The sequence below is a fragment of the Microbacterium sp. PM5 genome, assembly GCF_003293595.1.
Taxonomy (GTDB): domain Bacteria; phylum Actinomycetota; class Actinomycetes; order Actinomycetales; family Microbacteriaceae; genus Microbacterium.
In genome coordinates this window covers 787,577-813,879 of the sequence record NZ_CP022162.1, presented here as the reverse complement: position 1 = coordinate 813,879, position 26,303 = coordinate 787,577, and the positions used below count along the sequence as shown (strand labels likewise).

Genomic DNA, 26,303 nt, shown 5'->3' with positions numbered 1-26,303 from the left:
TCCGGGCGATTTCATAGGCCGCACAACGACGCCGCTGGTGAAGCGGTCCTACGGTGACCGTTGTGACCGCGCTCCCCGCCTCCCCCGCCGCCGCCTTCTCGCCCGTCCACACCGCCGCGACGACCCGGCGGCGGATGGGCACGCCGTGGCACTGGTCCCTCCTCTTCATGGCAGTCGCGGCCGCGATCCTCACAGCCTGGGGCGTCGGGGGTTCGATGTCCGACTACTACGCGTCGATCGCGCTGTCGATGAGCCGCAGCTGGCCGAACTTCTTCTTCGGCTCGTTCGACCCGGCCGGAACGATCACCCTGGACAAGATCCCCGGTTCGTTCTGGATCCCCGCCCTCACCGTACGCATCTTCGGCTTCTCCCCCGCCGCGGTCATCATTCCGAACGCTCTGGCCGCGGCGGTCGCGGCCGTGGTGACCGCGATCACCGCACGGCGATGGGCGGGCATCACCTCGGGCCTCGTCGCCGGGGCGGTCGTCGCCACGACGCCCATCCTGGTCGCGGTCGCGCGCTCCAACCAGCCAGAGACGTTCTTCGTGCTCGCCCTCGCCTTGACGGCGTGGGCAGCGACGCACGCGTTGCGCCGGGCCAGCTTCGGATGGCTGGTACTTGCGGGCGTGTTCATCGCCGCCGGCTTCCAGACCTACATGCTCGAGGCGTGGGCGGTCTGGCCTGCACTCGCCGTCGCCTATCTCTGCACCCGACAGCCGTGGTGGCGCCGGGTCTGGCACGTCGCCGTGTCCGCAGCGCTCAGCCTCGTGCTGTCGCTGGGCTGGATCATCGCGGTCTCGCTCGTTCCGGCATCCGACCGCCCCTATATCGGCAGCACGTTGACGAACAATCCGTGGGAGATGGTGTTCGGCTACAACGGACTCGGCAGGTTCGGCTCCACGACCGCCGACAGCGCGGCCTACCGCTCATTCACTCCGCCGTTCTCGGGAACGCCCTCTGCCGTGCGGCTGCTGAACGGTTCGCTGGCCGATCAGATCGGGTGGTTGATCCCGACCGCAATCCTCGCCATCGTGATCCTCGCGGTCCTTCGTTTCCGCCTGCCGTTGCTGCTGTTCGGGGCCGTGTGGTTCGTCACGTTCGCCGGAATGTTCTCGCTCGTGGCCGGAATGCACCAGTTCTACACCGCCTCGATGGCCATCCCGATGGCGCTGCTGACCGGCGCCGCGTTCGCCTGGGCGCGGCGACGCCGCATCCTGTGGGCGCAGATCGCACTCCCGGCTGTCGCGGCCACGACGGCGCTGATCATCAGCCTGAGTGTCGCCTCCGACCGCGGAGCCGCATTCTCACTGCCGATCGCGGTGGCACAGGTTCTCGTCGCCGTCGCCGCGGTGGCAGCCGTCGTGGTGGACCACCGTCGGGCACACCCGCGGCTGCTCACTGCCGTCGTCGCTGCGATCGCCATGCTGCTGACGCCGGCGAGCTGGGCCGTCGTGACGATGTGGTCGCCCAACTCGACCAACCCGACCGCGGCCGGCGTCGCCAGTGTGTCCGGCATCGGCGGTGTCGGCGGCTTCGGAGGGTTCGGACCCGGTACCCGCGGCGGCGCACCGGGAGCAACAGGCCTCGGCGGACCCGGTTCGGGGGCCTCCGGATCCGGGAGCGGTGCCTCGGGGCCGCTCGGGGCGGGGCACCGCGGGGACGGGTTCTCGCGGTCCGGCGGACAGACCGGAGCCTCAACCGACGGAGCACGCGAACGTTCCAGCGTGCAGGGCACGGGCACTCGCAACTCCGGCGGTTTCGCCGCTTCGTCCGGTGAGGCGGGCACAGGCGCCGCCGCTACCGTGGCCTGGCTGACGGAGCACCAACAGGGCACCGCGTACCTCGCCGCGACCTTCGGGGCGCAGAGCGCAGCCTCGCTCATCCTGGCCTCGGACGGCGGGTCGTTCCTGCCCATCGGCGGCTTCGACGAGCGTGATCCGGCACCGACGCTCGCGACATTCCAGACGCTCGTCGCCGACGGGAAGCTGCGGTACGTGATCGCCGGCAACGGGGGCTTTGGCGGTGGCGGAGGCCCATCGGGCGGGCTCGGCGGCACCGACACCGCGAGCACCGCGGCCGGTCAGATACGCACGTGGGTCGTGGCGAACTGCACCGAAGTCATGGACGCCCCGATGTCAGGCCTCTACTCCTGCGGCGCCTGATGGGCTGCGACAGTTGTCTCAGCCGAGGTGCTGAACGAGTGCGCCGAGGCGGCGCACCGATGCGGACTTGCCGAGCAGCTCCATCGATTCGAACAGCGGCGGCGATACGCGTCGTCCGCTGACGGCAACCCGGAGTGGGCCGTAGGCGACTCGCGGCTTCAGCCCCAGACCGTCGATCAGCGCCGCCGACAGCGCATCCTGCACCGCCGCAGCGGTGAATCCGTGCTCGGGTACCAGCTCGAGTGCTCCCACGGATGCCACGAGTACCTCTCCCGCATTGGCGGGCAGACCCTTCAGCGCATCGTCTTCGTACACGACATCGTCGCGGAACAGGAAGCCCAGCAGCCCGGGCGCCTCACCGAGCAGCTGCATGCGCTCCTGCACGAGAGGCGCGGCGGCATCCAGTGTCGCCTGCTGCACGGCGGTGGGCGGATTCTCGATCAGACCCGCGGCATGCAGATACGGAACGAGCCGGGCGGCAAAGTCCTCGGCGGCGAGCATTCGGATGTGGTCACCGTTGATCGACTCGGCCTTCTTCTGGTCGAAACGGGCGGGATTGGGGTTCACGTCGACGATGTCGAACGCCGCGATGAACTCCTCGAGCGAGAAGACGTCGCGATCGGCGGCGATCGACCAGCCGAGCAGCGCGAGGTAGTTCAGCAGCCCCTCGTGGATGAAGCCCCGCTCACGATGCAGGAACAGGTCGGCCTGCGGGTCGCGCTTGGAGAGCTTCTTGTTGCCGGTCTCGCCGAGGACGAGCGGCATATGACCGAATCGGGGCATGAAGTCGGTCACACCGGCCTCGATGAGCGCACCGTAGAGGGCGAGCTGACGCGCCGTCGAGGGCATGAGGTCCTCGCCGCGGATCACGTGGGTGATGCCCATGAGCGCGTCGTCCACCGGATTGGTGAAGGTGTAAAGCGCCTGGCCACCGGCGCGCACGACGACGAAGTCGGGGAAGGAGCCGGCAGGGAACGTCACCTCGCCGCGGATGAGGTCGACGTACGTCAGGTCCTCATCGGGCACGCGCAGGCGCCACGCGGGCTCGCGGCCCTCGGCGCGGAAAGCGGCCTTCTGGTCTTCGGTGAGGTCACGGTCGAAGTTGTCGTAGCCCAGCTGCTTCGCTCGCCCTGCGGCCTCGTTGCGCGCATCGATCTCCTCCGCCGTCGAGTACGACTCGTAGACGGCACCCGAGGCGATCAGGGTCTCGAGGACGCCCGCGTAGATGTCGCGGCGCTGCGACTGGCGGTACGGCTCGTGCGGGCCGCCCTTCTCGACGCCCTCGTCCCAGTCGATCTTCAGCCAGGTGAGCGCGTCGACGAGCTGACGGTAGCTCTCCTCGCTGTCGCGAGCGGCGTCGGTGTCTTCGACGCGGAAGATGAGCTTGCCGCCGGTGTGTCGCGCGTACGCCCAGTTGTAGAGCGCCGTGCGCACCATGCCGACGTGCGGAAGGCCGGTCGGCGACGGGCAGAACCGTACGCGGACGTCGGCTCCGGAGGCGGTGGTGGTACGGGGATGGATCGCGGCAGACATCGCCTCCAGTCTAGGCGGCGGGCGGGCGCAGCGAATCGTCAGCCCCGCGTCGCGACGACGAGCGCGCGGCGCGGTCCGGCGATCACGCCGCGGGTCAGGATGATGCGGATTGCACCGCAGCGAGTTCCCGCCCGAGCACCTCGAGCACGGTGCTCACCGACGGGACCCGCTCGGCGTCGCGTGCCGTGACGACGTGGAGTCCGCGCGACTCGGCCGGCGGCAGCGGAGCGGTCTGCACGCCGGGCAGCAGCGGGAACGACTCGACCGCCATCCGCGGCAACGTCGCCACGCCCAACCCCTGCGCCACGAGTCCTTCGACCGCGACGGCATTGTCGGTCTCGAACCCGATGCGCGGTTCGAACCCCGCGCGACCGCAGAGCTCCAGCAGATGGCCGCGACAGCGTGGGCAACCGGCGATCCACGTCGCGTCGGCGAGTGCCGCGACGTCCGCCACACCCGCATGGCCTCCGGGCAACACGAGCAGCAGGTCGTCGCGACCCGCGCTGCGTACGGTGAGCCCCCGGGCGCTCGATCCGTGCGGGTCGTCGCGGTCGCCCGGGTAGCTGAACGTCAGCGCGATGTCGGCGCGGTCTTCGCGAATCGCTTCCACCGCCTCCGGTGGCTCCGCCTCCACATAGGTGAGCGCGAGTCCGGGGTGGGATGCCGAGAGGGACGCCAGCAGACGGGGAACGAGCACGGGCGAAGCCGAGGGGAAGGCGACAAGGCGGACGACACCGGTGCGCAGCCCCCTCAGCTGTGCCAGTTCTTCGGCGGCGGCGTCGAAGGCGTGCGTCACGGCCGGCGCATGACGGGCGAGCACGCGGCCGGCCTCCGTCAGCCGCACGCCGCGACCGACGCGCTCGATCAGCGCAACCCCCAGCCGGTTCTCCACACGCCGCAGCTGCTGGCTGATGGCGGGCTGACTGTATCCCAGAGCGGCGGCGGCCGCTGTGATCGAGCCGGTGTCGGCGATCGCGCGCACGGTACGCAGGCTCTGGACGTCCAGTTCCGGGGCGATCTCCTTCACGTACACATCATCGCATGGCATGCTTCTCATGCAATACCTGCCGTAGACGCATACGTCGCGACGCGCGAAGCTGAAACCATGATCACCGCTGTCCACGACCCCCTCGCCTCGGTGCGCGCCGAGTTCGGCTCCGCCGACGGCTACCTGGCCGCGTGCACGGTGGGGCTGCCGATGGACGCGACGCGGCACGCGGTCGCCGCGGACCTCGCCGGACGCCCCGACATCGCGAGCTACAGTCGCGCGGTGGAGCAGTCGCGAGCACACTTCGCGTCGCTCGTGGGTGTCGCCCCCGAGCGCGTCGCGATCGGCTCCCAGACGTCGGTTCAGGTTGCACTTCTCGCGGCGGCGCTCCCCGCGGGTTCGACGGTCCTGGTACCGGAACACGAGTTCTCCTCGCTCGTCCTGCCGTTCGTGCACGCAGGCCGCGGCATCCGCGTCCGCACCGCTCCGCTGTCGCGCCTGGCCGACGCGATCACGTCCAGTACGACGCTCGTCGCGTTCTCCCTGGTGCAGTCCGCGTGCGGTCACGTCGCCGATGTCGACGCCATCTGCACCGCGGCAGCCACGGTCGGTGCACGCACGGTATGCGATGCCACGCAGGCCGTGGGCTGGATGCCGGTCGACGCCGGGCGATTCGATGCGCTGCTCTGTCACGCCTACAAGTGGCTGTGCTGCCCACGCGGCGTCGCCTTCATGTCGGTGAGCGCGGACTACGCGCGCACGCTCGCGCCCGTACAGGCCGGGTGGTACGCCGGCGACGATCCCTGGACGTCATGCTACGGCGGTGACGCGGATCTCGCCGCCTGCGCGCGACGCTTCGACGTCTCCCCCGCCTGGCAGGCATTCGTCGGCGCCGAGCCCGCGCTGCGAACATTCGCGCAGGCCGACATCGCGGCCGTCCACGCTCACGCCACGGGTCTCGCGTCCCGCCTTCGTCGGGCGCTGGAGCTGGAGCAACCGGACATCCCGACGGCGATCGTCACCTGGGTCGACCCGGGCGGAGACGACCTCGCGCGTCTGCAGGCCGCCGGCATCACGGCATCCGGCCGCAACGGGCGCGCGCGCGTCGCCTTTCACGTGTTCAACGACGAGACCGACGTGGACCGGGCCGTCGCAGCCCTCCGCGGCTGACACCTCCTCGCGGCGCTCCTCACCCGCGACGCGCGTAGGGCGAGAGCACCGTGACCGCGACGACGAGCACGAGCGCGACCAGCGCGAGTCCGCCGTAGCCGATCTGACTGAGGACGACGCCCGCGAGCACGGCGCCGACAGCGGCGCTGAAGGTCATGATCGTGTCGCTGAGCCCCTGCCGTCGCGGCCGCAGGCTCGTCGGAGAGCTCTCGGTGAGCAGAGCTGCGCCCGACACGGTCGCAGCGCTCCACCCCGCTCCCAGCAGGAACAGCGCGACCAGCACCGCCCATTGCGAATCGGGCATGGTCGCCGCCACGATCAGCGACACCGCCAGGAGCGCCTGACCCAGGAGGATCGTCGCGATGCGTCCCCATCGGTCGGCCAGCACCCCGAACACCGGCGACAAGCCATACATGCCGAACACGTGCAGCGCGATCGTGGTTCCGACCACGAGCGTGACGTGCTCGGGTGCCAGGTGCGCCAGATGGATCGGCGTCATCGCCATCACCGACGCCATCACCACGTGCGACCCGGCCACCGCGAAGACCGCATAACGCGCGGCGACCGGCCGGTCGACATCGTCGATGCGCTCACGCTGCGCCTCGCCGCTGCGCGCCAGGCGCTGTGCGAGCAGGAGCGGGTCGGGTCGCAGCGCCGCCACGTAGAGCGCAAAAGCGATCAGCTGCGCCACGATCGAGAACGCGTACGAGCCGGTGAGCGGTGGCATCCGCAGCGCGGCGCCGACGACCTCTCCCGGTGTCAGAAGCAGCGGGCCCACCACACCCCCGACGGTCGTCGCCCAGACGACGGTGCCGAGGTCGCGTCCGCGCCGCGGGGCGGGAGCGAGGTCGGTCGCGGCGAAGCGCGACTGCAGATTGCCCGCGTTGCCGGCGCCGATGAGCACCACACCCACGATCAGCAGCGGGAAGCTGCGCACGGCGGCCGCCGTGATGACGATCCCGATGCCGATCAGCGCGAAGAGGTTGCCGAGCGTCAGCGCCACCCGTCGCCCGCGCCGTGCCGCCATCCGCGCGAGCGGGATGGCGCACAACGATGCTCCGAGCGTCACGGATGCCGTCGCCAGCCCCGACAGCGCCTCCTGGCCCGACAGATCGGCCGCGAGCAGCGCGCCGAGCGAGACTGTTGCGCCGAAGGCGATGCCGCCCAGCACCTGTCCGGCGGCGAGGACGGTGACGGTGCGCCGCTGGATACGCGCGACGGCGACAGGGTCCATCGCCGGCGCCAGGGCGCTCACGCGTTTCGCGCGGTGTTGCGCAGCGTGCCCAGGCCCGTGATCTCGATCTCGATGGTCTGGCCCGCGTCGAACGGTCCGATGCCGGCCGGCGTACCGGTGAGGATCACATCCCCCGGCAGCAGCGTGAACGCGGCCGAGGCGTAGGCGATGATCTCCGGCACCGAGTGCACCATGTCGGAGATCGGGCCGTCCTGGCGCACGTCGCCGTCCACCCGCGTCACGATGCGCGCGCCGCCCTCGAGGTCGAACTCCGTCTCGATCGCCGGACCGAGCGGGCAGAACGTGTCGAACCCCTTGGCGCGCGCCCACTGCCCATCCGACTTCTGCAGATCACGCGCGGTCACGTCGTTGCCGATCGTGTACCCGAACACGTAATCGAGCGCAGCGGATGCCGGGACATTCTTGGCCACACGGCCGATCACGATCGCGAGCTCGCCCTCGAAATCGGTGCGCTCGGACTGCGAAGGCCGCACGATCGCATCTCCCGGTCCGATCACCGCGGTGTTCGGCTTCAGGAACAGCAGCGGCGCGGCCGGAGCCTCGCCGCCCATCTCGGCGGCGTGGTCGCGGTAGTTCTTGCCGACGCAGACGATCTTCGAGCGCGGGATGACAGGAGCGAGCAGCGCGACCTCACCGAGCGGAACCCGCTCCCCCGTCGTCTCGAAACCCGCGAACAACGGATCACCCGCCAAGACGACCAGCTCGGCCCCGTCGACGATGCCGAAGCGGATCGCCTCGTTGTGACTGAAACGGACGATCCTCACGCGGCCGGCTCCGCATCTGTCACCGGCTCGTCGAGACGCACGAGCCAGCCGTGCGTGTCGTCGCGACGCCCGTACTGGATGTCGGTGAGCTCGTCGCGCAGCGACTGGGCGAGCGGGCCGAGGGGCTGCTCGTCGACGAAGTCGCGCCCCTTCAGCACACCGATCGGAGCGACGACGGCGGCGGTGCCACATGCGAACACCTCGACGATCTCGCCGGAGGCGACACCCGAACGCCACTCGTCGATCGAGACCGCGCGGCCCTCGATCTTGTGGCCGCGGTCGGCAGCGAGCTGCAGGATCGAGTCGCGTGTGATGCCTTCGAGGATCGAGTCCGACTGCGGCGTCACGATCGTGCCGTCCTTGTAGACGAACACGACGTTCATCCCGCCCAGCTCTTCCACGTTGCGATCCTGGTCGAGGAAGACGACCTGGTCGCAGCCCTGCTCGTACGCCTCCGCCTGCGGCAGCAGGCTGGCGGCATAGTTGCCGCCCGTCTTCGCCGCGCCCGTGCCGCCCTTGCCCGCGCGCGCATAGTCCTCGCTGAGCCAGATCGACACCGGCTTGGCGCCGCCCTTGAAGTACGCGCCGACCGGCGACGCGATCACGTAGTAACCGACCTTGTTCGCCGGACGCACACCCAAGAACGCCTCCTTGGCGAACATGAACGGGCGCAGGTAGAGGCTCTGGTCGGCGCCGGCGGGCACCCAGGCGCCATCGACGGCGATGAGCGCCTTCAAGGACTCGATGAAGTACTCCACCGGCAGCTCGGGAAGCGCCAGGCGTCGTGCGCTGCGCTGCAGGCGACGACCGTTCTGATCGGGACGGAAGGTCCACACGGAACCGTCGGCATGCCGGTAGGCCTTGATGCCCTCGAAGATCTCCTGCCCGTAATGCAGCACGGCGGCAGCGGGGTCGAGCGACAGCGGGCCGTAGGGCTGCACGCGGGGACGGTGCCACCCGCCGCGCACCGACCAGCAGATGTCGACCATGTGGTCCGTGAAGGTCGTTCCGAAGGCAGGATCGGCGAGCAGCTGCTCGCGCTCCGCAGCGGACTTCGCTGCGAGGTTGCGGGTGACCGCGAACTCCAGAGGGGCGAGTCCGGCGTCGGGTTCGTAGATGAGGCTCATGTCGTGTCCTGAGGGTGTGAGCGGTCGGCGTACGTGCGGCGGTTCCAGGCTACGCCTGCACCGCGGCGGCGATGGCGTCGCCGACCTGAGCGGTGGCGCGGGGTGCGGAGCCCCTGTGGGCGATGTCCTCCTCGACGGCGCGGGTGACGCGCGCGGCTTCGTCGGCGAGCCCGAGATGATCGAGCATGAGGGCGACGGAGAGGATCGCGGCCGTGGGGTCGGCCTTCTGCTGTCCCGCGATGTCCGGCGCCGAGCCGTGCACGGGCTCGAACATCGAGGGGAACGCGCCGTCGGGGTTGATGTTTCCCGAAGCGGCGAGGCCGATGCCTCCGGTGACGGCGCCGGCCAAGTCGGTGAGGATGTCGCCGAAGAGGTTGTCGGTGACGATCACGTCGAAGCGGCCCGGGTTCGTGACCAGATAGATGGTGGCCGCGTCGATGTGCACATAGTCTACGGTCACCTCGGGGTGCTCCGATGCCACGGCATCCACGATCCGCTTCCACATCCCGCCCGCGTGCACCAGGACGTTCGTCTTGTGCACGAGGGTCACCTTCTTGCGGCGGCGCTCGGCATGAGCGAACGCGTACCGGACGACGCGCTCGATACCGAAGGCCGTGTTGACCGACGTCTCGTTGGCCACCTCGTGCGGTGTCCCGGTGCGGATGGAACCGCCGTTACCGACGTAGGGGCCCTCCGTGCCCTCCCGGACCACGACGAAGTCGATCTCACCGGGATCGGCAAGCGGCCCCGGCGCTCCCGCATACAGCTTCGAAGGACGCAGATTGACGTAGTGATCCAGCGAGAACCGCAGCTTCAACAGCAGCCCACGCTCGATGTTCGCGTCCTTCAGACGCGGATCGCCCGGTACGCCCCCGACGGCACCGAGCAGGATCGCGTCGTGTGCGGCGATGGCGGCCAGATCATCGTCCGTGAGCGTGTCTCCCGTCTCGAGGTAGCGCGCCGCCCCGAGGGAGAAGAGCGTCTTGTCGAAGGTGACCTCGGATGCCGCGGTCACGGCGTCGAGCACCTTCTCCGCCTCTGCGACGACCTCCGGACCGATGCCGTCACCGGGGATGACGGCCAGCTTGATCACACGCGACATGGAACTCCTCGACACAGCTCGTACTCGGGCATGCGCGGCGCCGTCGGTGCGGACGTCCGTGAGGACGGATCAGTGCTCGACGTGGGCGCTGCGCGACCCCTTCAGCGTAGTGGCCGCGATGACCGCTGCGATGGCGACGAGCACGGCTCCGATCACCGCGGTGATGCCGACACCCGCGTCGAAAGCGTGAGCCGCCGCCGTGCGCAGCGCATCGGCGGTGGCACCGTCCAGGGCGCCCGCGACGGTCATCGCCCCTGCCAGGGTCTCGCGCGCGGCATCCGCCGTGGCACCCGCGACACCCGCAGGGAGCACGATGCCCGTGCGATACGCGGCTGTCAGGATGCCGCCGAGCACCGCCGTGCCCAAGACGGCGCCCAGCTCGTAGGCCGTCTCCGACACGGCGCTGGCCGCGCCGGCCTTCGCCGGCGGCGCACTGGCGAGAATGAGCTCGTTCGACACCGTCTCGGCGGCACCGATGCCGATGCCCAGCAGCACGAAGGCGGCGATCAGCAGCGCCAGGGCGCCGTCTCCGACCGCGCCGGGAACGAGCAGGTAGGCGATGACCGAGAACGACAGTGCGATCGGAACGATCACGCGCGCCGAGACGCGGCGGGCGATCGGCACGACGAGCAGTCCGGCGACGATCATCGCCGCCATGCCGGGAACGAGCGCGAATCCCGCCTCCATCGGCGACAGACCGACGATGAGCTGCAGATGCTGCGCGACGAAGTACAGGAAGCCCACGAGAGAGACGACGCTGAGCAGGTTCACCAGCAGCGCGCCGCTGAAGGTGCCACGGGCGAACAGCCGCATGTCGAGCATCGGCTGCGCGGAAGCGAGCTGACGGCGAACGAACACGACACCGAAGCCGAGCCCGGCGATCGTCAGCACCACCGGGAGCACGCCGAAGCCGTGCACCGCGACCTCCTTGATCGCGTAGACGATCGGCACCATCGTCAACATCGACAGAGCGATGCTGATCGGGTCGATGCGTCCAGGGCGCGGATCACGGCTCTCGGGCACCAGCAGCGGCGCCAGGATCAGCAGCGGCACGAGAACCGGCACCGACATGAGGAAGACCGAGCCCCACGCGAAGTGCTCGAGCAAGATCCCGCCGACGATCGGCCCCAGGGCCGCCCCCGCGGAGAACATCGACGCCCATACCGCGATCGCCATGCGGCGCTGGTCGCGGTCGGTGAAGATGCTGCGCAGCAGCGACAGGGTCGACGGCATCAGCATCGCGCCGAACACGCCCATACCGGCACGTGCGGCGATGAGCCAGGCGGCGCTGGGCGCGAAGGCGGCCAGCACCGACACCGCGGCAAAGCCGGTCGCGCCGATCAGCAGCATCCGTCGACGCCCGAAGCGGTCGCCGAGCGTGCCCATCGTCACCAGGAGCCCCGCGAGCACCAGCGGATAGGCGTCGATGATCCACAGCTGCTGGGCGCTGGAGGGGTTCAGGCTCAGGGCGATGTCGGGCAGGGCGAAGCTCAGCACCGTGTTGTCCACAGAGACGAGCAGAACCGGCAGCATCAGCACGATCAGTGCGAGCCAGCCGCGCCATCCCACGCGCTTCCCGTTCGACTCGGCCAGGGTGATCTCTTCAGTCAGTGTCATCATTTGTAAACCGTCCAGCCGGTATAGTAACAGACATGGATGCCGCTCGCTGGATACGATCGAGACCATGAGTCGCCCTCCCCTGGCCCGCGAGAAGGTGCTCGACGCCTTCGAGGCGATCCTCGTGGACGAGGGCGAGCGAGCGGCGACGATCGATGCCACGGCGCGGGCCGCGGGTGTCTCCAAAGGCGGCCTGCTCTACCACTTCGCCTCGAAGGAGATGCTCGAGGCAGGTCTCATCGAACGCCTCCAGACCCTCGTCGACGAGGACGTCGCGGCGATGTCGACCTACCCGGGCGGCCCCATCGCCCACTATCTGCATTCATCGGTCATGTCGAACGACCCGATCGACCGCGTCATCCTCGCCACCTCCCGCCTGGCCCAGGGCGGGAACGGCCAGGCCGCTGAAGCACTGCGCGAGGTCAGGGAGAAGTGGGCGGACGCCCTGCGTCCGTACGCTCCCGACGGCGCCGCGCTCGATCTCGTGATGCTCGTGGGCGACGGCCTGTACTTCAACAACGCGCTGTCGGGCGGATCGATCCCGGGGCCGGTCCCCCGCGGCGCCGCGCTGGACGCGCTGGTCGCTCTCGTCGAGCGCGCGGTCCGCTGACCCCGCACGCATCCTGCCGAGCCGCCACGTTCTCACCGAGCCGCTATGGTGCTGCGCGCCAAACCGTAGCGGCTCGGAGAGGTCATGGCGGCTCGACGACGGGATGCCGTGGCACGGCGAACACCCGCGGGCGCGGGATCAGGCTTCGACGATCTCCAGCTGACGGAAGAGGTCGGCGCCGATGGCCTCGCGGGTGTCGTCGAGGATCGCGTCCGGCACGGGCTGATCGACCGTGAGCACCGAGAGAGCGCGACCCGAGGCGTCGGGCTGAGCGACGAACAGACCGGCGATGTTGATCCCCGCCTCACCGAGCTTCTGCCCGTAGATCGCGACGATGCCCGGGCGGTCCGCATAGCGCATGAGGATGTGGTGCTTGTCGATCGGCACCTCGATCTCGTAGCCGTTGATGCCGACGATCTTCGGGACCATCCGCGTGCCGGCAAGCGTTCCGGCCACTTCGAGAACGGTGCCGTCCGAAAGGGTGCCGCGCAGGATCGTGATGTTGCGGTACAGCGGGCTGTCCGCCTCGACGATCAAGCGCGTCTCGATGCCGCGCTGCTCGGCGAACAGCGGCGCATTCACGTACGACACGTTCTCGCTGACGATCTTCGTGAAGATGCCCTTCAGCGCCGCGAGGCGGTACACGCTCACGTCGTACGCAGCGAGCTCGCCGCGCACCTCGATGTCGAGGCTCGTGAGGGCGCTGGTCGCAAGGCCCGAGAAGACCTGTCCGAGCTGCTCGACGAGGGCGATGCCGGGACGCACGAACGGGTCGATGACGCCGCCGGCGACGTTGACGGCGTCGGGCACGAGGTCGCCTTCGAGGGCGAGCTTGACCGAACGGGCCACCGAGATGCCGGCCTTCTCCTGCGCTTCATCGGTCGAGGCACCCAGATGCGGGGTGACGACGACGTTCGGCAGCGACAGCAGCGGGAACGCGGTGCCGTCGGCCTTCGGCGGCTCGCTCGTGAACACGTCGAGGCCGGCGCCGGCGATCTCACCCGTGGTCAGCGCTGTGTGCAGCGCCTCCTCGTCGATGAGCCCGCCACGCGCGACATTCACCACGTACGCGGTCGGCTTCATCAGCGCGAACTGCGCCGCGCCGATCATGCCCGTCGTCTCGGGCGTCTTCGGCATGTGGATCGTGACGAAGTCGCTCTGCGCGAGCAGGTCGTCCAAGCTCAGCAGCGTCACACCGAGCTGCTGTGCGCGCGTCGGCGTGACGTACGGGTCGTACGCCACGACACTCACGCCGAATGCCTGCAGACGCGCGGCGATGAGGGCGCCGATGCGGCCGAGGCCGATGATGCCGACCGTCTTCTCGAAGAGTTCCGTGCCCGTGAAGGAGCTGCGCTTCCACGCACCGGCGGCGAGCGAAGCATGTGCGGCCGGGATGTGCCGGGCAAGGCTGAGGATGTGCCCGATCGTCAACTCGGCCGCCGAGATGATGTTGGAGGTCGGCGCGTTGACGACCATGACGCCGGCCGCCGTGGCGGCCTTGATGTCGACGTTGTCCAGTCCGACGCCGGCGCGCGCGACGACCTTGAGCACGGGAGCCGCGGCGATCGCCTCGGCATCCACCTTCGTCGCCGACCGGATCAGGATGGCGTGGGCGTCGGCCAGCGCCGACAGGAGCGCGGGACGGTCGGTGCCGTCGACCTGACGGACATCGAAGTCCGGCCCCAGGGCGTCGATCGTGGCGGGTGAGAGTTCTTCGGCGATGAGGACGACAGGCTTGGACACAGCGGCAGGACCTTTGCGCAGGATCGGAGCGGGTGGAAGGATGCCAGCCTACCGGTCGCACCGCAACGCCCCCGACCGTGTGACGACCGGGGAAAAGCGATCCCTCAGCCGAGCATCGAGGAGCCGGACGGTCCGACCGTGTACGTCAGGATGTTCAGCCAGAACACCGCGACGACGCAGAGACCGGCGATGAGGACGAGCGCGAACTCCCACCACCTCCGCCGCCAGCCGACGGCGAAGGCGACACCGAACGCGATCAGCGGGAACAGAACCGACAGCAGCAGCACGAACCAGCCGTAGGCGTTCAGCGGCTGCGCGCCGGAGGCCGCCTGCGAGAGGAAGCCGACGGCGTTCCACACGAAATAGGCGTAGAACAGGCCGAACACGACCGAGATGGCGACGATCAGCCAGGTGGGCAGCACACGCGTCCGCTGCGGGGTGGGAGCACTCGTGGTCATCGTCCCACCGCCCCGACGAGGATGAACGGCCACGGCACGAGCAGCGCGAGCCCGCCGACCAACAGCAGCACGCGTACCCACGCCTTCGCGGCGCGCGTCAGGACGAACACCGTGAGGAACCAGACCGGCGCCGCTGCGACGGCCAGCCACAGGGCCGCCGCGTATCCCACCGGGCTGACCAGGAACTCCGCCGTGCCCTGCAGACGCAGGCCGCCGATGATCCAGCCGATCGTGAAGAGCAGGTAGGCACCGGCGAGGATGCCGAGCGTCACGAGCATCGCGTTCGACATCTGCGTCGGCTCATCGGGCATCGTGACGGTGCCGTCCGCGTCGATGTGGCCGACGGTGGCGCTGCCCTTGCCGACGGCGGTGAATCCGTCGGGAAGCACGGCCGGTTCCGGCTCGGGCGCCGGCTCGGGCGTCGACTCGACGGTGGGACGGTGTCCCACGTCGAGAGTGGGATCGTCGTCGCCGTCCCAGGTCAGGGCGTCGTCATCACGTGGCGTGCTCACTCCGAAAGCGTACTGCGCACCGCGGCCGCAGCTGCCGCCACCACGACCGGGTCGGTGACGTCGTGGCCGCCCGTTCCTCCCCCGGGCCCCGACGGGACGTCGAGACCGGTGACGGCCCGGGCGGACAGATGCACGGCGTCGACGCCCGCGTCCGCGATACGCGCGATGTCGCCCACGCGGATGCCGCCGCCGGCCATGATCTCGACACCGGTGCCCGCCGAGACCAGACGTCGCAGCACCTCCGTGCCGTCGACCGATCGCGCGGCCCCGCCCGAGCTCAGCACACGGTCGACACCGGCCGCGGCGAGCCCATCGAGAACGGCGAGCGGCGAGTCTGCCGCGTCGATCGCCCGGTGGAAGACGAGCGTGCCGTCGCCGGCGGCGTCTCTCCACCTGCGCAGCGCCGCCGCGTCCACGTGCCCGTCGCGAGTCAGTGCGCCGACGACGACACCCGCGGCCCCGGCGGCCATCACCGCGTGGATGTCGGCGGCGACGAGGGCGATCTCGTCGTCGTCGTAGACGAATCCTCCCGCGCGGGGACGCACGAGCACGTTCACGCGTTCCCCGCCGACAGCGGCGACCGTCATCTCCACCAGCGCGATCGACGGCGTGAGCCCACCGACAGCCAGCGCCTGGCAGAGCTCGAGCCGGTCCGCTCCTGCGTCGATGGCGGCGCGGGCGCCCGCGACATCCTGAACGGCGATCTCCAACGCGACGGTCATCCTGTCACGCTAGCAAGCGAAAGGCCCGGCCCCCTTGTGTGGGGGCCGGGCCGGTGTGGCTTTCGCAAGCCTTCTCGGCGGGTGTGCCGAGGTCTGGACGAGGTCAGCGCGCGGCGGAGCCCTCGGTGTAGTCGGCGTCCTGCTGCTTCCACGCGAACAGGGCGCGCAGGTCCTTGCCCACGGCCTCGATCGGGTGGGCGGCGGCCTTCGCACGCAGCTCCTGGAACTCGGGCGCACCGGCGTCCTGGTCGCCGATGAAGCGCTCGGCGAAAGCGCCGGACTGGATGTCGGCCAGAACGCCCTGCATGTTCTCCTTGACGCGCGGGTCGATGACACGCGGGCCCGAGACGTAGTCGCCGTACTCGGCGGTGTCGGAAACCGACCAGCGCTGCTTGGCGATTCCGCCCTCCCACATGAGGTCGACGATGAGCTTGAGCTCGTGCAGCACCTCGAAGTACGCGATCTGCGGCTGGTAGCCGGCCTCGGTCAGCGTCTCGAAGCCGTACTGGACGAGCTGGGACACGCCACCGCAGAGCACGGCCTGCTCACCGAACAGGTCGGTCTCGGTCTCTTCGGTGAACGTGGTCTTGATGACGCCGGCGCGCGTGCCGCCGATCGCCTTCGCGTACGACAGCGCGGTCTCCCAGGCGTGGCCAGAGGCGTCGCGCTCGACGGCGATGATGTCCGGGATGCCGCGGCCGGCGACGAACTCGCGACGCACGGTGTGCCCCGGCGCCTTCGGGGCGACGAGGATCACGTCGACACCCTCGGGGGCGTCGATGTAGCCGAAGCGGATGTTGAAGCCGTGGGCGAAGGCCAGGGTCTTGCCGGCCGACAGGTTCGGCAGGATGCTCTCGCTGTAGATGCCGCGCTGGTGCTGGTCGGGCGCGAGGATCATGATCAGGTCGGCCCATGCGGTGGCATCGGCGACGTTCTTCACCTCGAAGCCGTCCTCCTGGGCCTTCGCGATCGACTTCGAGCCGTCCTTGAGCGCGATGACGACCTCGACGCCCGAGTCGCGGAGGTTCTGCGCGTGCGCGTGTCCCTGCGAGCCGTAGCCGACGATCGCGACCTTCTTGTTCTGGATGACGGACAGGTCGGCGTCGGAGTCGTAGAAGATCTCAGCCATGGTGTGTGTTTCTCCTTGATTTCTTTCCGGTCATTGAGCGGGCGCAGCGAGTCGAGGCGCCCGTGAGGGAATCAGCCGCGCAGGACGCGTTCGGTGATGGACTTGCCGCCGCGGCCGATGGCCAACAGGCCCGACTGGGCGAGCTCCTTGATGCCGAACGGCTCGAGGGCGCGAAGGATGGCGTCGATCTTGCCGCGATCACCCGTGACCTCGACGACGAGGGCGTCCGTCGCATAGTCGACCACGGACGCACGGAAGAGGTTCACGACCTCGATCACGTTGGAGCGCGTCTGGTTGTCGGCGCGCACCTTGATCAGCATGTGATCGCGCTGTACGGACGCCGCCGGCTCCAGTTCGACGATCTTGATGACGTTGATCAGCTTGTTCAGCTGCTTGGTCACCTGCTCCAGCGGGAGCTCCTCGACGTCGACGACGACCGTGATGCGCGACAGGCCGGGCACCTCGGTGACGCCCACCGCGAGCGACTCGATGTTGAAGCCGCGGCGGGCGAACAGGCCGGCCACCCGGGTCAGCAGACCCGGCTTGTTCTCGACCAGAAGACTCAGGACATGACGGCTCATCTCAGTCCTCCCCGTCGAAGCTGGGCGCATGATCGCGGGCGTACTGGACGAAGCTGTTGCTGACGCCCTGCGGGACCATCGGCCACACCATCGCGTCGGCCGACACGACGAAGTCGATCACGACCGGTCGATCGTTCGTCTCGAGTGCCAGCGTGATGGCGGCATCCACCTCTTCGAGCTTCTCCACACGGATGCCGAGGCAGCCATAGGCCTCCGCGAGCTTCACGAAATCGGGCACGCGCACTGTCCCGTGACCCGTGTTGAGATCGGTGTTGGAGTGACGTCCCGCGAAGAACAGCGTCTGCCACTGGCGCACCATGCCGAGGCTCGAGTTGTTGATGATCGCGACCTTGATCGGGATGTCGTTCAGCACGCACGTGGCCAGTTCCTGATTCGTCATCTGGAAGCAGCCGTCGCCGTCGATCGCCCACACGACGCGGTCGGGCTCGGCGACCTTGGCGCCCATCGCGGCCGGTACCGAGTAGCCCATCGTTCCGGCACCGCCGGAGTTGAGCCACGCGTTGGGGCGCTCGTAGCCGATGAACTGCGCCGCCCACATCTGATGCTGTCCGACGCCGGCGGCGTAGACGGCCTCGGGCCCGGTGAGCTCGCCGATGCGCTTGATGACGTACTGCGGAGCAAGGAGGCCGTCCTCCGGCTCGGCGTAGCCCAGCGGGAACTCGGTGACCAGACCATCCAGGTACGACCACCACTCGGCGATGTCGGGCGTGTGATCGGCGCGGGCGCTCTGGAAGGCGGCATCCAGGTCGACGAGCACCTCCTTCAGATCCCCCACGATCGGCACGTCGGCCGTGCGGATCTTCGAGATCTCCGCCGGGTCGATGTCGACGTGGACGACCTGCGCGTTCGGCGCGAACTCGTCGGCCTTTCCGGTGACGCGGTCGTCGAAGCGCGCGCCCAGGGCGACGATCAGATCGGACTCCTGCAGGGCGAGCACCGCGGGCACCGTGCCGTGCATCCCGGGCATGCCGAGGTTCTGCGGGTGCGAGTCGGGGAACGCTCCGCGCGCCATCAGCGTCGTGACGACGGGGGCGCCGGTCGCTTCGGCGAACACGCGCAGCTCCGCCGCGGCACGGGCGCGGATGACGCCGCCACCGACGTACAGCACGGGCTTCTTCGCATGCGCGATCAACTGCGCCGCCGCCTGGATCTGCTTGCCGTGGGCCTTCGTCACGGGGCGATATCCGGGCAGCTCGATCTTCGGGGGCCACACGAACGGTGCCGAGGCCTGCTGCGCATCCTTCGTGATGTCGACGAGGACGGGTCCGGGCCGGCCCGTCGAGGCGATCTCGAACGCCGCCGCGATCGCGGCGGGAATCTCCTCGGCTGTCTTGACCAGGAACGAGTGCTTCGTGATCGGCATGGTGATGCCGACGATGTCCGCCTCCTGGAAGGCGTCGGTGCCCATGAGGTGGCTGAACACCTGGCCGGTGAGGCAGACCAGCGGGACCGAATCCATGTAGGCGTCGGCGATGGCGGTGACCAGGTTGGTCGCGCCCGGACCGGACGTCGCGATCGCCACGCCCGTGCGTCCGGATGCGGCGGCATATCCCTCCGCCGCGTGGCCGGCGCCCTGCTCGTGACGGACGAGGATGTGGCGCACCGCCTCATCGTCCATCAGGGGGTCATACACCGGCATGATGGCGCCGCCGGGCAGACCGAAGACGTCCGTGACCCCGAGCATGTCCAGGGATCGGACGACGGCCTGGGCGCCGGTCATCACAGGAGCGGCAGCTCCGCGGGCAGGTGGTCGCGGCACGGCCGCGGTGTCGAGAGACATAGTGGTACCTCGGGTGTCAGATGCGTGTGAGGGCGGCTTCCCGCCCTGGTGTCACGGCCTCAGCCGGTCGTCGCGCCCTCCGCTGCGGAGCGCACGAGTTTCGAGTACTTGGCCAGAACGCCACGGGTGTAGCGCGGGGGAAGCGGCTCCCAGCCGTCACGGCGGGAGTTCAGCTCTGCGTCGTCGACGAGTAGGTCGAGAGTGCGAGCCGCGATATCGACCCGTATCAGATCACCATCGCGCACGAAGGCGATAGGACCTGCGTCCACCGCTTCGGGTGCTATGTGGCCGATGCACAGGCCGGTTGTGCCGCCTGAGAATCTGCCGTCCGTCAAGAGTAGTACATCTTTTCCGAGCCCTGCGCCCTTGATCGCCGCCGTGATGGCGAGCATCTCGCGCATGCCGGGGCCGCCCTTCGGGCCCTCGTAGCGGATGACGATGACGCTGCCGGCGGCGATCTCGCCCGCCTCCAGGGCGTCCATCGCGGCGCGCTCCCGCTCGAACACCCGTGCAGGGCCCTCGAACACCGACGCGTCGAAGCCCGCGGTCTTCACGACCGCCCCTTCCGGGGCCAGCGAGCCGTGGAGGATCGTGATGCCGCCCGTGGCATGAATGGGGTCGTCGAAGGTGTGGATGACGGTGCCGTCGATCGGGTCGGGATCGAGCTCGGCGAGGTTCTCCGCGAGGGTCTTGCCGGTGACCGTGAGGGCGTCGCCGTGCAGCAGCCCCTCGTCGAGCATCGCTTTCATGATGACGGGAATGCCGCCGTGACGGTCGACGTCGTTCATGACGAACTTCCCGAACGGCTTCATGTCCGCCACATGCGGGACCTTGTCGCCGATGCGGTTGAAGTCGTGCAGGCTGAGCTCCACCTCGGCTTCGCGGGCGATGGCGAGCAGGTGCAGCACGACGTTGGTCGAGCCGCCGAGGGCCATGGCCAGTGCGATGGCGTTCTCGAACGCCTCTTTGGTGAGGATGTCGCGCGTCGTGATGCCCTGACGCAGCAGGTTCACGACCGCTTCGCCGGAGCGGTGGGCGTAGTAGTCGCGGCGACGGTCCGCCGACGGCGGTGCGGCGGAGCCGGGAAGGCTCAACCCCAGCGCCTCGGCGACGGAGGCCATCGTGTTCGCGGTGTACATGCCGCCGCACGCGCCCTCGCCGGGCGCGATCGCGCACTCGATGCGCTTGAGGTCCGCTTCGCTCATCTTCCCCGCAAGGCACGCGCCCACCGCCTCGAAGGAGTCGATGATCGTGACGTCCTTCTCCGTGCCGTCCGAGAGCTTCACCCAGCCGGGCGCGATGGAACCCGCATAGAGGAACACACTGGAGAGATCGAGACGCGCCGAGGCCATGAGCATGCCCGGGATCGACTTGTCGCAGCCGGCGAGCAGGACGGTGCCGTCGAGCCGCTCGGCCATGACCACGGTCTCCACGGAGTCGGCGATGACCTCACGGGACACCAGCGAGAAATGCATCCCCTCGTGGCCCATGGAGATGCCGTCGGACACGGAGATGGTGCCGAACTGCAGCGGGTACCCGCCGCCGGCGTGGACGCCCTCCTTGGCGCCTTGCGCGAGCCGGTCCAGACTCAGATTGCACGGCGTGATCTCGTTCCAGCTGGAGGCGATGCCGATCTGGGGCTTGTCCCAGTCCTCATCGCCCATGCCGACGGCACGCAGCATGCCGCGGGAGGTCGTCGCCTCGATGCCGTCCGTGACGACACGACTGCGCGGCTTGATGTCGATGGTGGGATCGCTGTCCGGCATCCTCGAAGTCTATTCCCGCAGGGTGTCCCGATCGTGCGCGAGACGCGTCAACAACGCCGCCAGTTCGGGGATGCCGGCCACACGGACACGTGCCGCCGTCTCCCCCGGCCCGACGCGCACGCCGACGTCGCCGGGCTCGAGACTGCGCAGGGCGTCCTCATCGGTGACGTCGTCGCCCGCGAACAGGACCGCGGTCGCTTCCGTCTGCGCCCGCAGGCGCGCCACCGCGCCGTCTTTGCCCTCCGTGCGGAAGGCGTACTCGAGGATGTCGTGCCCGTCGCGACGGCGCCACGTGGGCGCCTCGGCCTCCATGAGGCGAGCGATACCATCGTGCGCCGAGCGTGTGCCCGCAGAATCCGTCGCGAGACGCGTGTGCAGCGCGAACCCGAACTCCTTCGGCTCGATCCAGGCGCCCGGGACGCCGGCCGCGATCGCCTCGGCTCGAGCGCGCAGCCGGTCGCGCAGCGCCAGGAGCGCAACGTCGACCGTCGACGCGTCGTCGGAGCCGGACGGCGGCCATTGCTCCGCGCCGTGCGAACCCGCCAGCAGCAGAGGCGAGTCATCGTCGTGCTCGGCGATGATCCGCAGATCGCGCAGCGTGCGCCCGGACACGAGGGCGACGGTCGTCGCGCGAACGCGAGCGAGCGCGTCGACGGCGGCCCGCGCGGGGGCACTCATGCGCGCCGCCATCGGCTCGTCGATCAACGGCGCCAGGGTGCCGTCGAAATCCAGGGCCACCAGAAGACGATCCGTGACCGCCAGGCGTGCCAGAGCGTCGTCGACGCTCACGACGTCGCCCTCACCGCGTCGAGATCGCTGAGGAAACGCCGCGACCAGTCGGCGACGTCGTGGTCGCGCACGCGGCGGCGGAGGGCGCGCATGCGGCGCCCCTGTTCGGAGGGTGACATCTCGATCGCCGTCATGATGGCGTCCTTCAGTCCCTCGATGTCGTGAGGATTGACCTTCACCGCCTGCGACATCTCGTCGGCGGCGCCGGTGAACTCGCTGAGTACGAGCACGCCGCGTCCGTCGACGCGGCTGGCGACATACTCCTTCGCCACCAGGTTCATCCCGTCGCGAAGGGCGGTCACGAGCATCACATCCGCCGCGAGGTACAGCGCGACCATCTCCTCCCGGGGATACGAGTGATGCAGGTAGCGGATGGCCGTATGCCCGACGGTGTCGTGGTCGCCGTTGATGCGGCCGACCGTGAGCTCGATCTCGTCACGCAGCTGCATGTAGGCCGCGACGCGCTCCCTGCTCGGGCTCGCGACCTGCACGAGCGTGACGTCCTCGACATCGAGGCGGTGGTCCTCGAGAAGCTCTCCATACGCCTTCAGGCGGTGACCGATGCCTTTGGTGTAGTCGAGACGGTCGACGCCGAAGAGGATCGTCTTCGGGTTGCCGAGGCTCTCTCGAATCTCGGCGGCCCGGGCCTGCACCTCCGGGCGGCGAGCCAGCTCGTCGTACAGGTCGGCGTCGATCGAGATGGGGTATGCCTTGGCGACGGCGGTGCGAACCGCGCCGTCGGGCTCGGGGACCCGGATCGCACCCGCCTTCGTCTCGAACCCCAGTTGACGGCGCACGGCCGTGGCGAAGTTGCCGGCATCCTGCACCCGCTGGAATCCGATGACATCGGCCCCCAGAAGTCCCTCCAGCACCTGCTTGCGCCAGGGAAGCTGAGCATAGATGCCGTATGCCGGGAACGGAATGTGGTGGAAGTAGCCGATCACCAGGTCGGGCCGCAGCTCGCGCAGCATCCGCGGCACCAACTGCAGTTGATAGTCCTGCACCCAGACGACCGCGCCGTCCGCGGCGGTCGACGCCACCGCCTCGGCGAAACGGCGGTTGACGCGGACGTAGGCTTCCCACCATTCACGGTGGTAGGCCGGCGGCGAGATCACGTCGTGGTAGAGCGGCCAGATCGTGTCGTTGGAGAATCCCTCGTAATACAGCGCCACGTCCTCGGCGGACAATGCGACGGGCACGAGCGACATCCCCTCCAGTTCGAAGGGATCGATCTCGAGGTCGGCGGTGCCGGGCCAGCCCACCCACGCCCCGCCGGTGCGCTGCAGCACCGGTTCGAGAGCGGCGACCAAGCCGCCCGGCGAACGACGCCACCCACCCTCGACGCTCGGATCATGGTCGACGGGCAGGCGGTTGGACACGACGATCATGTCGGCCTCGGACTTCGGGTCGCTCACGCGGCTCCTCTCGGCAGGCGTTCTTCCAGGCTAACGTGGTCGCATGCGCAAGTACCTGTTCGGGACCGGGATCATCTCCGCCGTGACCAGCGGCCTCGCGCTGCTGCGCGGCCTCCGTGGCGACGTGCCGTTCACGTGGCGTCAGGCGCTCGCGTGGCTGAGCTGGGGAATCACTCTGGCCCTGTCCATCGGCACGATCGTGGACACCTATCGCGCCTCCCGCGGACGGATCATCTCCACCGACTCCCCCGTGCGCGGGAGCGAGGAGAAGCTGCTGGCGAAGCGCCTGCAACGGTGAGCATCGAGAGCTGAGACGCGCGTTCAGAGCCCGATCTCGTAATGCACGAAACCGGTGTCGGTTGCGACCCGGTCGTAGAGAGCGCGCGCCGTCGCATTGTCCTTCTGCGTCAGCCAGTAGATCTTGACCGCGCCGGCGGCGTCGGCCTGCGCGCGCACGTGAGCGATGAGTGCGCCGCCGATACCGCCGCCGCGCGCGTCCGGTGACACGAAGAGATCCTCGAGATAGCAGTACGGACCGGTCGCCCACGTGGACGGGTGGAACAGCCAGTGGACGATGCCGACCGCGCGGCCCTCGTCATCGCGCGCAATGGCCCCGTGCAGCTCGACCCCGGCGACGAGACGACGGTAGACGTCGTCGGTCACCTCTTCGGCGAGATCGCTTTCGTAGAACGTCAGGTAGCCGGACCACAGGTCAGCCCATTCCTCGCGGTCGGTCGCGCTCAGCGCAGTGATCGTCACCATGCACCGAGGCTACCGCGCACGGCCTCGCCGCCCGACCGGCTGATGCGGTCGCGCGGCGAGGACCTCGCTCAGTGGGCGAGCACGGGCTCGCCCGCGGTGTCGACCGAGGTGGTCGCGGCATCCGCGGCCCGGCGAACGGACGCTTTGCGCCGGAATCCGAGGGCGGCCACCACCGCGCCGAGTGCGAATGCGCCGGCCCCCCACCAGTACGCCGTCGCGTAGCTGTGCAGAGCGGCATCGGCCAGAACCTGCGGCGTGGCCGGAGCGTGCGCCGCGACGAAGTCGGCGGCCGCCGTCGCTGCGAGGGTGTTCAGCAATGCCGTGCCGATCGAGCCGCCGACCTGCTGCGAGGTGTTGACCATCGCCGACGCGACACCGGCGAATTCGCGATCGACACCGAGCGTCGCGGTCTGGATCGACGGGGGCATGATCGACCCCATGCCGAGCCCGAGCAGCATCAGCGCAGGCAGGAGGTCGACGAGGTACTGGCTGGACGCGTCGAGCCGCGTCAGCAGCACCATGCCCACGGCCGCGAGTGTCATACCGATCGGCACCATGACCTTCGGGCCGAAGCGCGGCAGGAAGATGTTGGTCGACAGCTGCGCGCTGAGCACGAGCATGGCGATCATCGGCAGGAACGACAGACCGGTCTGGATCGGCGAGTACCCCAGCGTGGTCTGCAGGTAGTAGGTGACGAACAGGAAGATCCCGAACATCCCCGCACCGGCGATGAGGATCGAGCTGTACGCCGACGCCCGGTTGCGATCGCGGACGATCCGCAGCGGCAGCAGAGGATGTTCGGCGCGCTGCTGCCACAGCACGAAGGCGATGAGCAGAACGCCCGCGGTAGTGAGCGTCCCCCAGGTGATGGGCGCGCCCCAGCCGTCGGTCTCGGCCCGTGAGAAGCCGAACACGAGAGAGAACAGGGCTCCGGAGACGAGGATCGTGCCCGGCACGTCGAGCTTCGGACGGGGACCGGTGCGGGCGACCGTGTGCACGAAGAAGATCGCCCCGATGACGGCGACGACCGCGATGACGTCGTTGATGTAGAGGTTCCAGCGCCAGCTGAGGTCCTCGGTCAGGATGCCGCCGAGCAGGAGGCCGATGGCGCCGCCGGCGCCCGCGATCGCGCCGAAGACGCCGAAGGCACGACCCCGCTCCTTGGGGTCGGTGAAGGTCGTCGTCAGCACGGCGAGTGCGGTGGGAGCCAGCAGTGCACCGAACGCGCCCTGCAGTGCGCGAGCGACGACGAGCAGCCCGAAGGACCCCGCCATCCCGCCGAGCGCCGATGCGAGCGCGAACCCGACGAGTCCGATGATGAAGGCGCGCTTGCGTCCGATGAGATCCGACAGACGGCCGCCGAGCAGCAGGAGTGAGCCGAAGGCCAACGAGTACGCGGTGATGATCCACTGCCGGTCGCCGACCGAGAACTGCAGATCGGCCTGCGCCGCCGGCAGCGCGATGTTCACGACGGTCGCGTCCAGGACGACCATCAGCTGTGCCAGCGCGACGACACCGAGTGTCAGCCAGCGCCGGCCGGAGGGCGCCGCCGCAGCGGCTTCGGGTGAGGGTGAGGTCATGCGGGAGACTTTATACGACACTTGCGAGTTCCGAAACCAACCAGTTCCTGAACATGCCGGTTCCTGAACTAGACTGTTTCCCATGACGGATACCACCCTCGCCGATGAGGACGTCGATCCCACCCCCAAGCTGGGTCGCAAGCGCGATCACTCCCGCGACCCCGAGATCCTCGCCGCTGCTCTCGACATCCTCGCCGAGAAGGGGTACGAGCGCATGACCGTCGATATGGTCGCCGCACGTGCGCGTGCGGGCAAGGCCACGCTCTACCGACGGTGGCCCTCCAAGGCGGAGCTGGTCATCGACGCCGTCGCCTGCATGAAGAGCTCTTCCCACGCCGATCTTCCGGACACGGGATCGCTGCGCGGCGACCTGGTCGCGAACATCAAGGCTCCCGTCATGAAGGACGGGGAGCGGAAACTGCGCATCATGGCGGGAATGGTCTCGCTGATGTCGGAGTCCCCCGAGTTCGCGGATGCCGCGCGCGCCGCCATCGTCGAGCCGAGGGCGGCCGCGCTGCGTGTGCTGATCCAACGCGCCATCGATCGCGGCGAGGTCGCCCGCGACGTCGACCTCGCGCTGCTCTCGCAGGTGATCCCGTCGATGACCGCCTACCGCACTCTCATGCTCGGCAGACCCGTCGACCGCGACTTCGTCATCTCCCTCGTCGACGACGTGCTCCTGCCCGCGCTCGGTCTGCGCGAGGGCTGACCCCAGCG

24 protein-coding genes are annotated in these 26,303 nt (G+C 69.2%); 5 read left to right on the top strand and 19 right to left on the bottom strand.

Features of this window, described 5'->3' with window-relative positions; all coding sequences use genetic code 11:
• Positions 1-62 precede the first annotated feature (62 nt).
• On the top strand, positions 63-2,162 hold the full coding sequence (locus CEP17_RS15310) for a glycosyltransferase family 39 protein (protein WP_275427318.1): 2,100 nt from the start codon (positions 63-65) through the stop codon (positions 2,160-2,162).
• Between the two features lie 18 nt (positions 2,163-2,180).
• Here CEP17_RS15310 and gltX read toward each other — a convergent pair whose 3' ends face one another.
• Both gltX and CEP17_RS04035 read right to left on the bottom strand, forming a co-directional pair.
• Positions 2,181-3,695, bottom strand: a complete 1,515-nt coding sequence (gene gltX, locus CEP17_RS04040) for a glutamate--tRNA ligase (RefSeq protein WP_112931361.1) — start codon at positions 3,693-3,695, stop codon at positions 2,181-2,183.
• A 94-nt stretch (positions 3,696-3,789) separates the two neighbouring features.
• Positions 3,790-4,752 (bottom strand): LysR family transcriptional regulator, encoded by a 963-nt coding sequence (locus CEP17_RS04035; protein WP_112931360.1) that lies wholly within the window; start codon positions 4,750-4,752, stop codon positions 3,790-3,792.
• 48 nt (positions 4,753-4,800) lie between these two features.
• Between CEP17_RS04035 and CEP17_RS04030 the strand changes: the two genes are divergently transcribed.
• Positions 4,801-5,853, top strand: a complete 1,053-nt coding sequence (locus tag CEP17_RS04030; RefSeq protein ID WP_112931359.1) for an aminotransferase class V-fold PLP-dependent enzyme — start codon at positions 4,801-4,803, stop codon at positions 5,851-5,853.
• Between the two features lie 19 nt (positions 5,854-5,872).
• Here CEP17_RS04030 and CEP17_RS04025 read toward each other — a convergent pair whose 3' ends face one another.
• The 5 genes from CEP17_RS04025 to CEP17_RS04005 form a co-directional block, all read right to left on the bottom strand.
• On the bottom strand, positions 5,873-7,087 hold the full coding sequence (locus tag CEP17_RS04025) for an MFS transporter (protein WP_112931358.1): 1,215 nt from the start codon (positions 7,085-7,087) through the stop codon (positions 5,873-5,875).
• A 17-nt stretch (positions 7,088-7,104) separates the two neighbouring features.
• Positions 7,105-7,872 (bottom strand): fumarylacetoacetate hydrolase family protein, encoded by a 768-nt coding sequence (locus tag CEP17_RS04020; RefSeq protein ID WP_112931357.1) that lies wholly within the window; start codon positions 7,870-7,872, stop codon positions 7,105-7,107.
• Positions 7,869-8,999, bottom strand: a complete 1,131-nt coding sequence (locus tag CEP17_RS04015; protein WP_112931356.1) for a branched-chain amino acid aminotransferase — start codon at positions 8,997-8,999, stop codon at positions 7,869-7,871. The genes CEP17_RS04020 and CEP17_RS04015 overlap by 4 nt, the downstream gene beginning before the upstream one ends.
• Positions 9,000-9,048: 49 nt before the next feature.
• On the bottom strand, positions 9,049-10,101 hold the full coding sequence (locus CEP17_RS04010; RefSeq protein WP_112931355.1) for a 3-isopropylmalate dehydrogenase: 1,053 nt from the start codon (positions 10,099-10,101) through the stop codon (positions 9,049-9,051).
• A gap of 69 nt (positions 10,102-10,170) precedes the next feature.
• Positions 10,171-11,721 (bottom strand): MFS transporter, encoded by a 1,551-nt coding sequence (locus tag CEP17_RS04005; RefSeq protein ID WP_112931354.1) that lies wholly within the window; start codon positions 11,719-11,721, stop codon positions 10,171-10,173.
• A gap of 64 nt (positions 11,722-11,785) precedes the next feature.
• On the opposite strand from CEP17_RS04005, the gene CEP17_RS04000 reads away from it, so the two are divergent.
• Positions 11,786-12,328: a TetR/AcrR family transcriptional regulator gene (locus CEP17_RS04000; RefSeq protein ID WP_039415597.1), complete on the top strand. Its 543-nt coding sequence runs from the start codon at positions 11,786-11,788 to the stop codon at positions 12,326-12,328.
• A 138-nt stretch (positions 12,329-12,466) separates the two neighbouring features.
• Here CEP17_RS04000 and serA read toward each other — a convergent pair whose 3' ends face one another.
• The 10 genes from serA to otsA all read right to left on the bottom strand — a co-directional run bounded on the left by serA (position 12,467) and on the right by otsA (position 23,217).
• Positions 12,467-14,071 (bottom strand): phosphoglycerate dehydrogenase, encoded by a 1,605-nt coding sequence (gene serA, locus CEP17_RS03995; RefSeq protein WP_036318364.1) that lies wholly within the window; start codon positions 14,069-14,071, stop codon positions 12,467-12,469.
• 104 nt (positions 14,072-14,175) lie between these two features.
• Complete coding sequence (locus CEP17_RS03990) at positions 14,176-14,529, bottom strand: bacitracin resistance protein (RefSeq protein WP_112931353.1); 354 nt, start codon at positions 14,527-14,529, stop codon at positions 14,176-14,178.
• Positions 14,526-15,041, bottom strand: a complete 516-nt coding sequence (locus CEP17_RS03985) for a DNA polymerase III subunit gamma/tau (RefSeq protein ID WP_112931352.1) — start codon at positions 15,039-15,041, stop codon at positions 14,526-14,528. Before CEP17_RS03985 ends, CEP17_RS03990 begins: the two co-directional genes overlap by 4 nt.
• Positions 15,038-15,763 (bottom strand): copper homeostasis protein CutC, encoded by a 726-nt coding sequence (locus CEP17_RS03980; RefSeq protein ID WP_112931351.1) that lies wholly within the window; start codon positions 15,761-15,763, stop codon positions 15,038-15,040. The genes CEP17_RS03985 and CEP17_RS03980 overlap by 4 nt, the downstream gene beginning before the upstream one ends.
• Positions 15,764-15,866: 103 nt before the next feature.
• The gene (ilvC, locus tag CEP17_RS03975; protein ID WP_039415608.1) at positions 15,867-16,892 is read right to left on the bottom strand and encodes a ketol-acid reductoisomerase; all 1,026 of its coding nucleotides are present in this window, start codon (positions 16,890-16,892) and stop codon (positions 15,867-15,869) included.
• A 71-nt stretch (positions 16,893-16,963) separates the two neighbouring features.
• Positions 16,964-17,473, bottom strand: a complete 510-nt coding sequence (gene ilvN / locus CEP17_RS03970) for an acetolactate synthase small subunit (protein ID WP_112931350.1) — start codon at positions 17,471-17,473, stop codon at positions 16,964-16,966.
• A 1-nt stretch (position 17,474) separates the two neighbouring features.
• The gene (locus tag CEP17_RS03965; protein ID WP_112931349.1) at positions 17,475-19,274 is read right to left on the bottom strand and encodes an acetolactate synthase large subunit; all 1,800 of its coding nucleotides are present in this window, start codon (positions 19,272-19,274) and stop codon (positions 17,475-17,477) included.
• 59 nt (positions 19,275-19,333) lie between these two features.
• Positions 19,334-21,040, bottom strand: coding sequence for a dihydroxy-acid dehydratase (gene ilvD, locus CEP17_RS03960; protein ID WP_112931348.1), 1,707 nt, complete (start codon positions 21,038-21,040; stop codon positions 19,334-19,336).
• A gap of 9 nt (positions 21,041-21,049) precedes the next feature.
• A complete protein-coding gene (gene otsB / locus CEP17_RS03955) occupies positions 21,050-21,829 on the bottom strand; it encodes a trehalose-phosphatase (protein WP_112931347.1) in 780 nt (259 codons plus the stop codon).
• A complete protein-coding gene (gene otsA, locus CEP17_RS03950) occupies positions 21,826-23,217 on the bottom strand; it encodes an alpha,alpha-trehalose-phosphate synthase (UDP-forming) (RefSeq protein ID WP_112932864.1) in 1,392 nt (463 codons plus the stop codon). The genes otsB and otsA overlap by 4 nt, the downstream gene beginning before the upstream one ends.
• Before the next feature lie 70 nt (positions 23,218-23,287).
• Here otsA and CEP17_RS03945 point away from each other — a divergent pair, with 70 nt between their 5' ends.
• Positions 23,288-23,542 carry a hypothetical protein gene (locus CEP17_RS03945; RefSeq protein WP_112931346.1) on the top strand — a complete coding sequence of 85 codons (255 nt, stop codon included), beginning with the start codon at positions 23,288-23,290 and terminating at the stop codon, positions 23,540-23,542.
• Between the two features lie 23 nt (positions 23,543-23,565).
• On the opposite strand, the gene CEP17_RS03940 is transcribed toward CEP17_RS03945, so the two are convergent.
• Both CEP17_RS03940 and CEP17_RS03935 read right to left on the bottom strand, forming a co-directional pair.
• The gene (locus CEP17_RS03940) at positions 23,566-24,006 is read right to left on the bottom strand and encodes a GNAT family N-acetyltransferase (protein ID WP_112931345.1); all 441 of its coding nucleotides are present in this window, start codon (positions 24,004-24,006) and stop codon (positions 23,566-23,568) included.
• 68 nt (positions 24,007-24,074) lie between these two features.
• Positions 24,075-25,586, bottom strand: coding sequence for an MFS transporter (locus CEP17_RS03935; protein WP_239498580.1), 1,512 nt, complete (start codon positions 25,584-25,586; stop codon positions 24,075-24,077).
• 82 nt (positions 25,587-25,668) lie between these two features.
• Between CEP17_RS03935 and CEP17_RS03930 the strand changes: the two genes are divergently transcribed.
• Entirely contained in the window at positions 25,669-26,295 is a 627-nt protein-coding gene (locus CEP17_RS03930; protein ID WP_112931343.1) for a TetR/AcrR family transcriptional regulator, read from the top strand.
• The last annotated feature ends 8 nt before the right edge of the window (positions 26,296-26,303 follow it).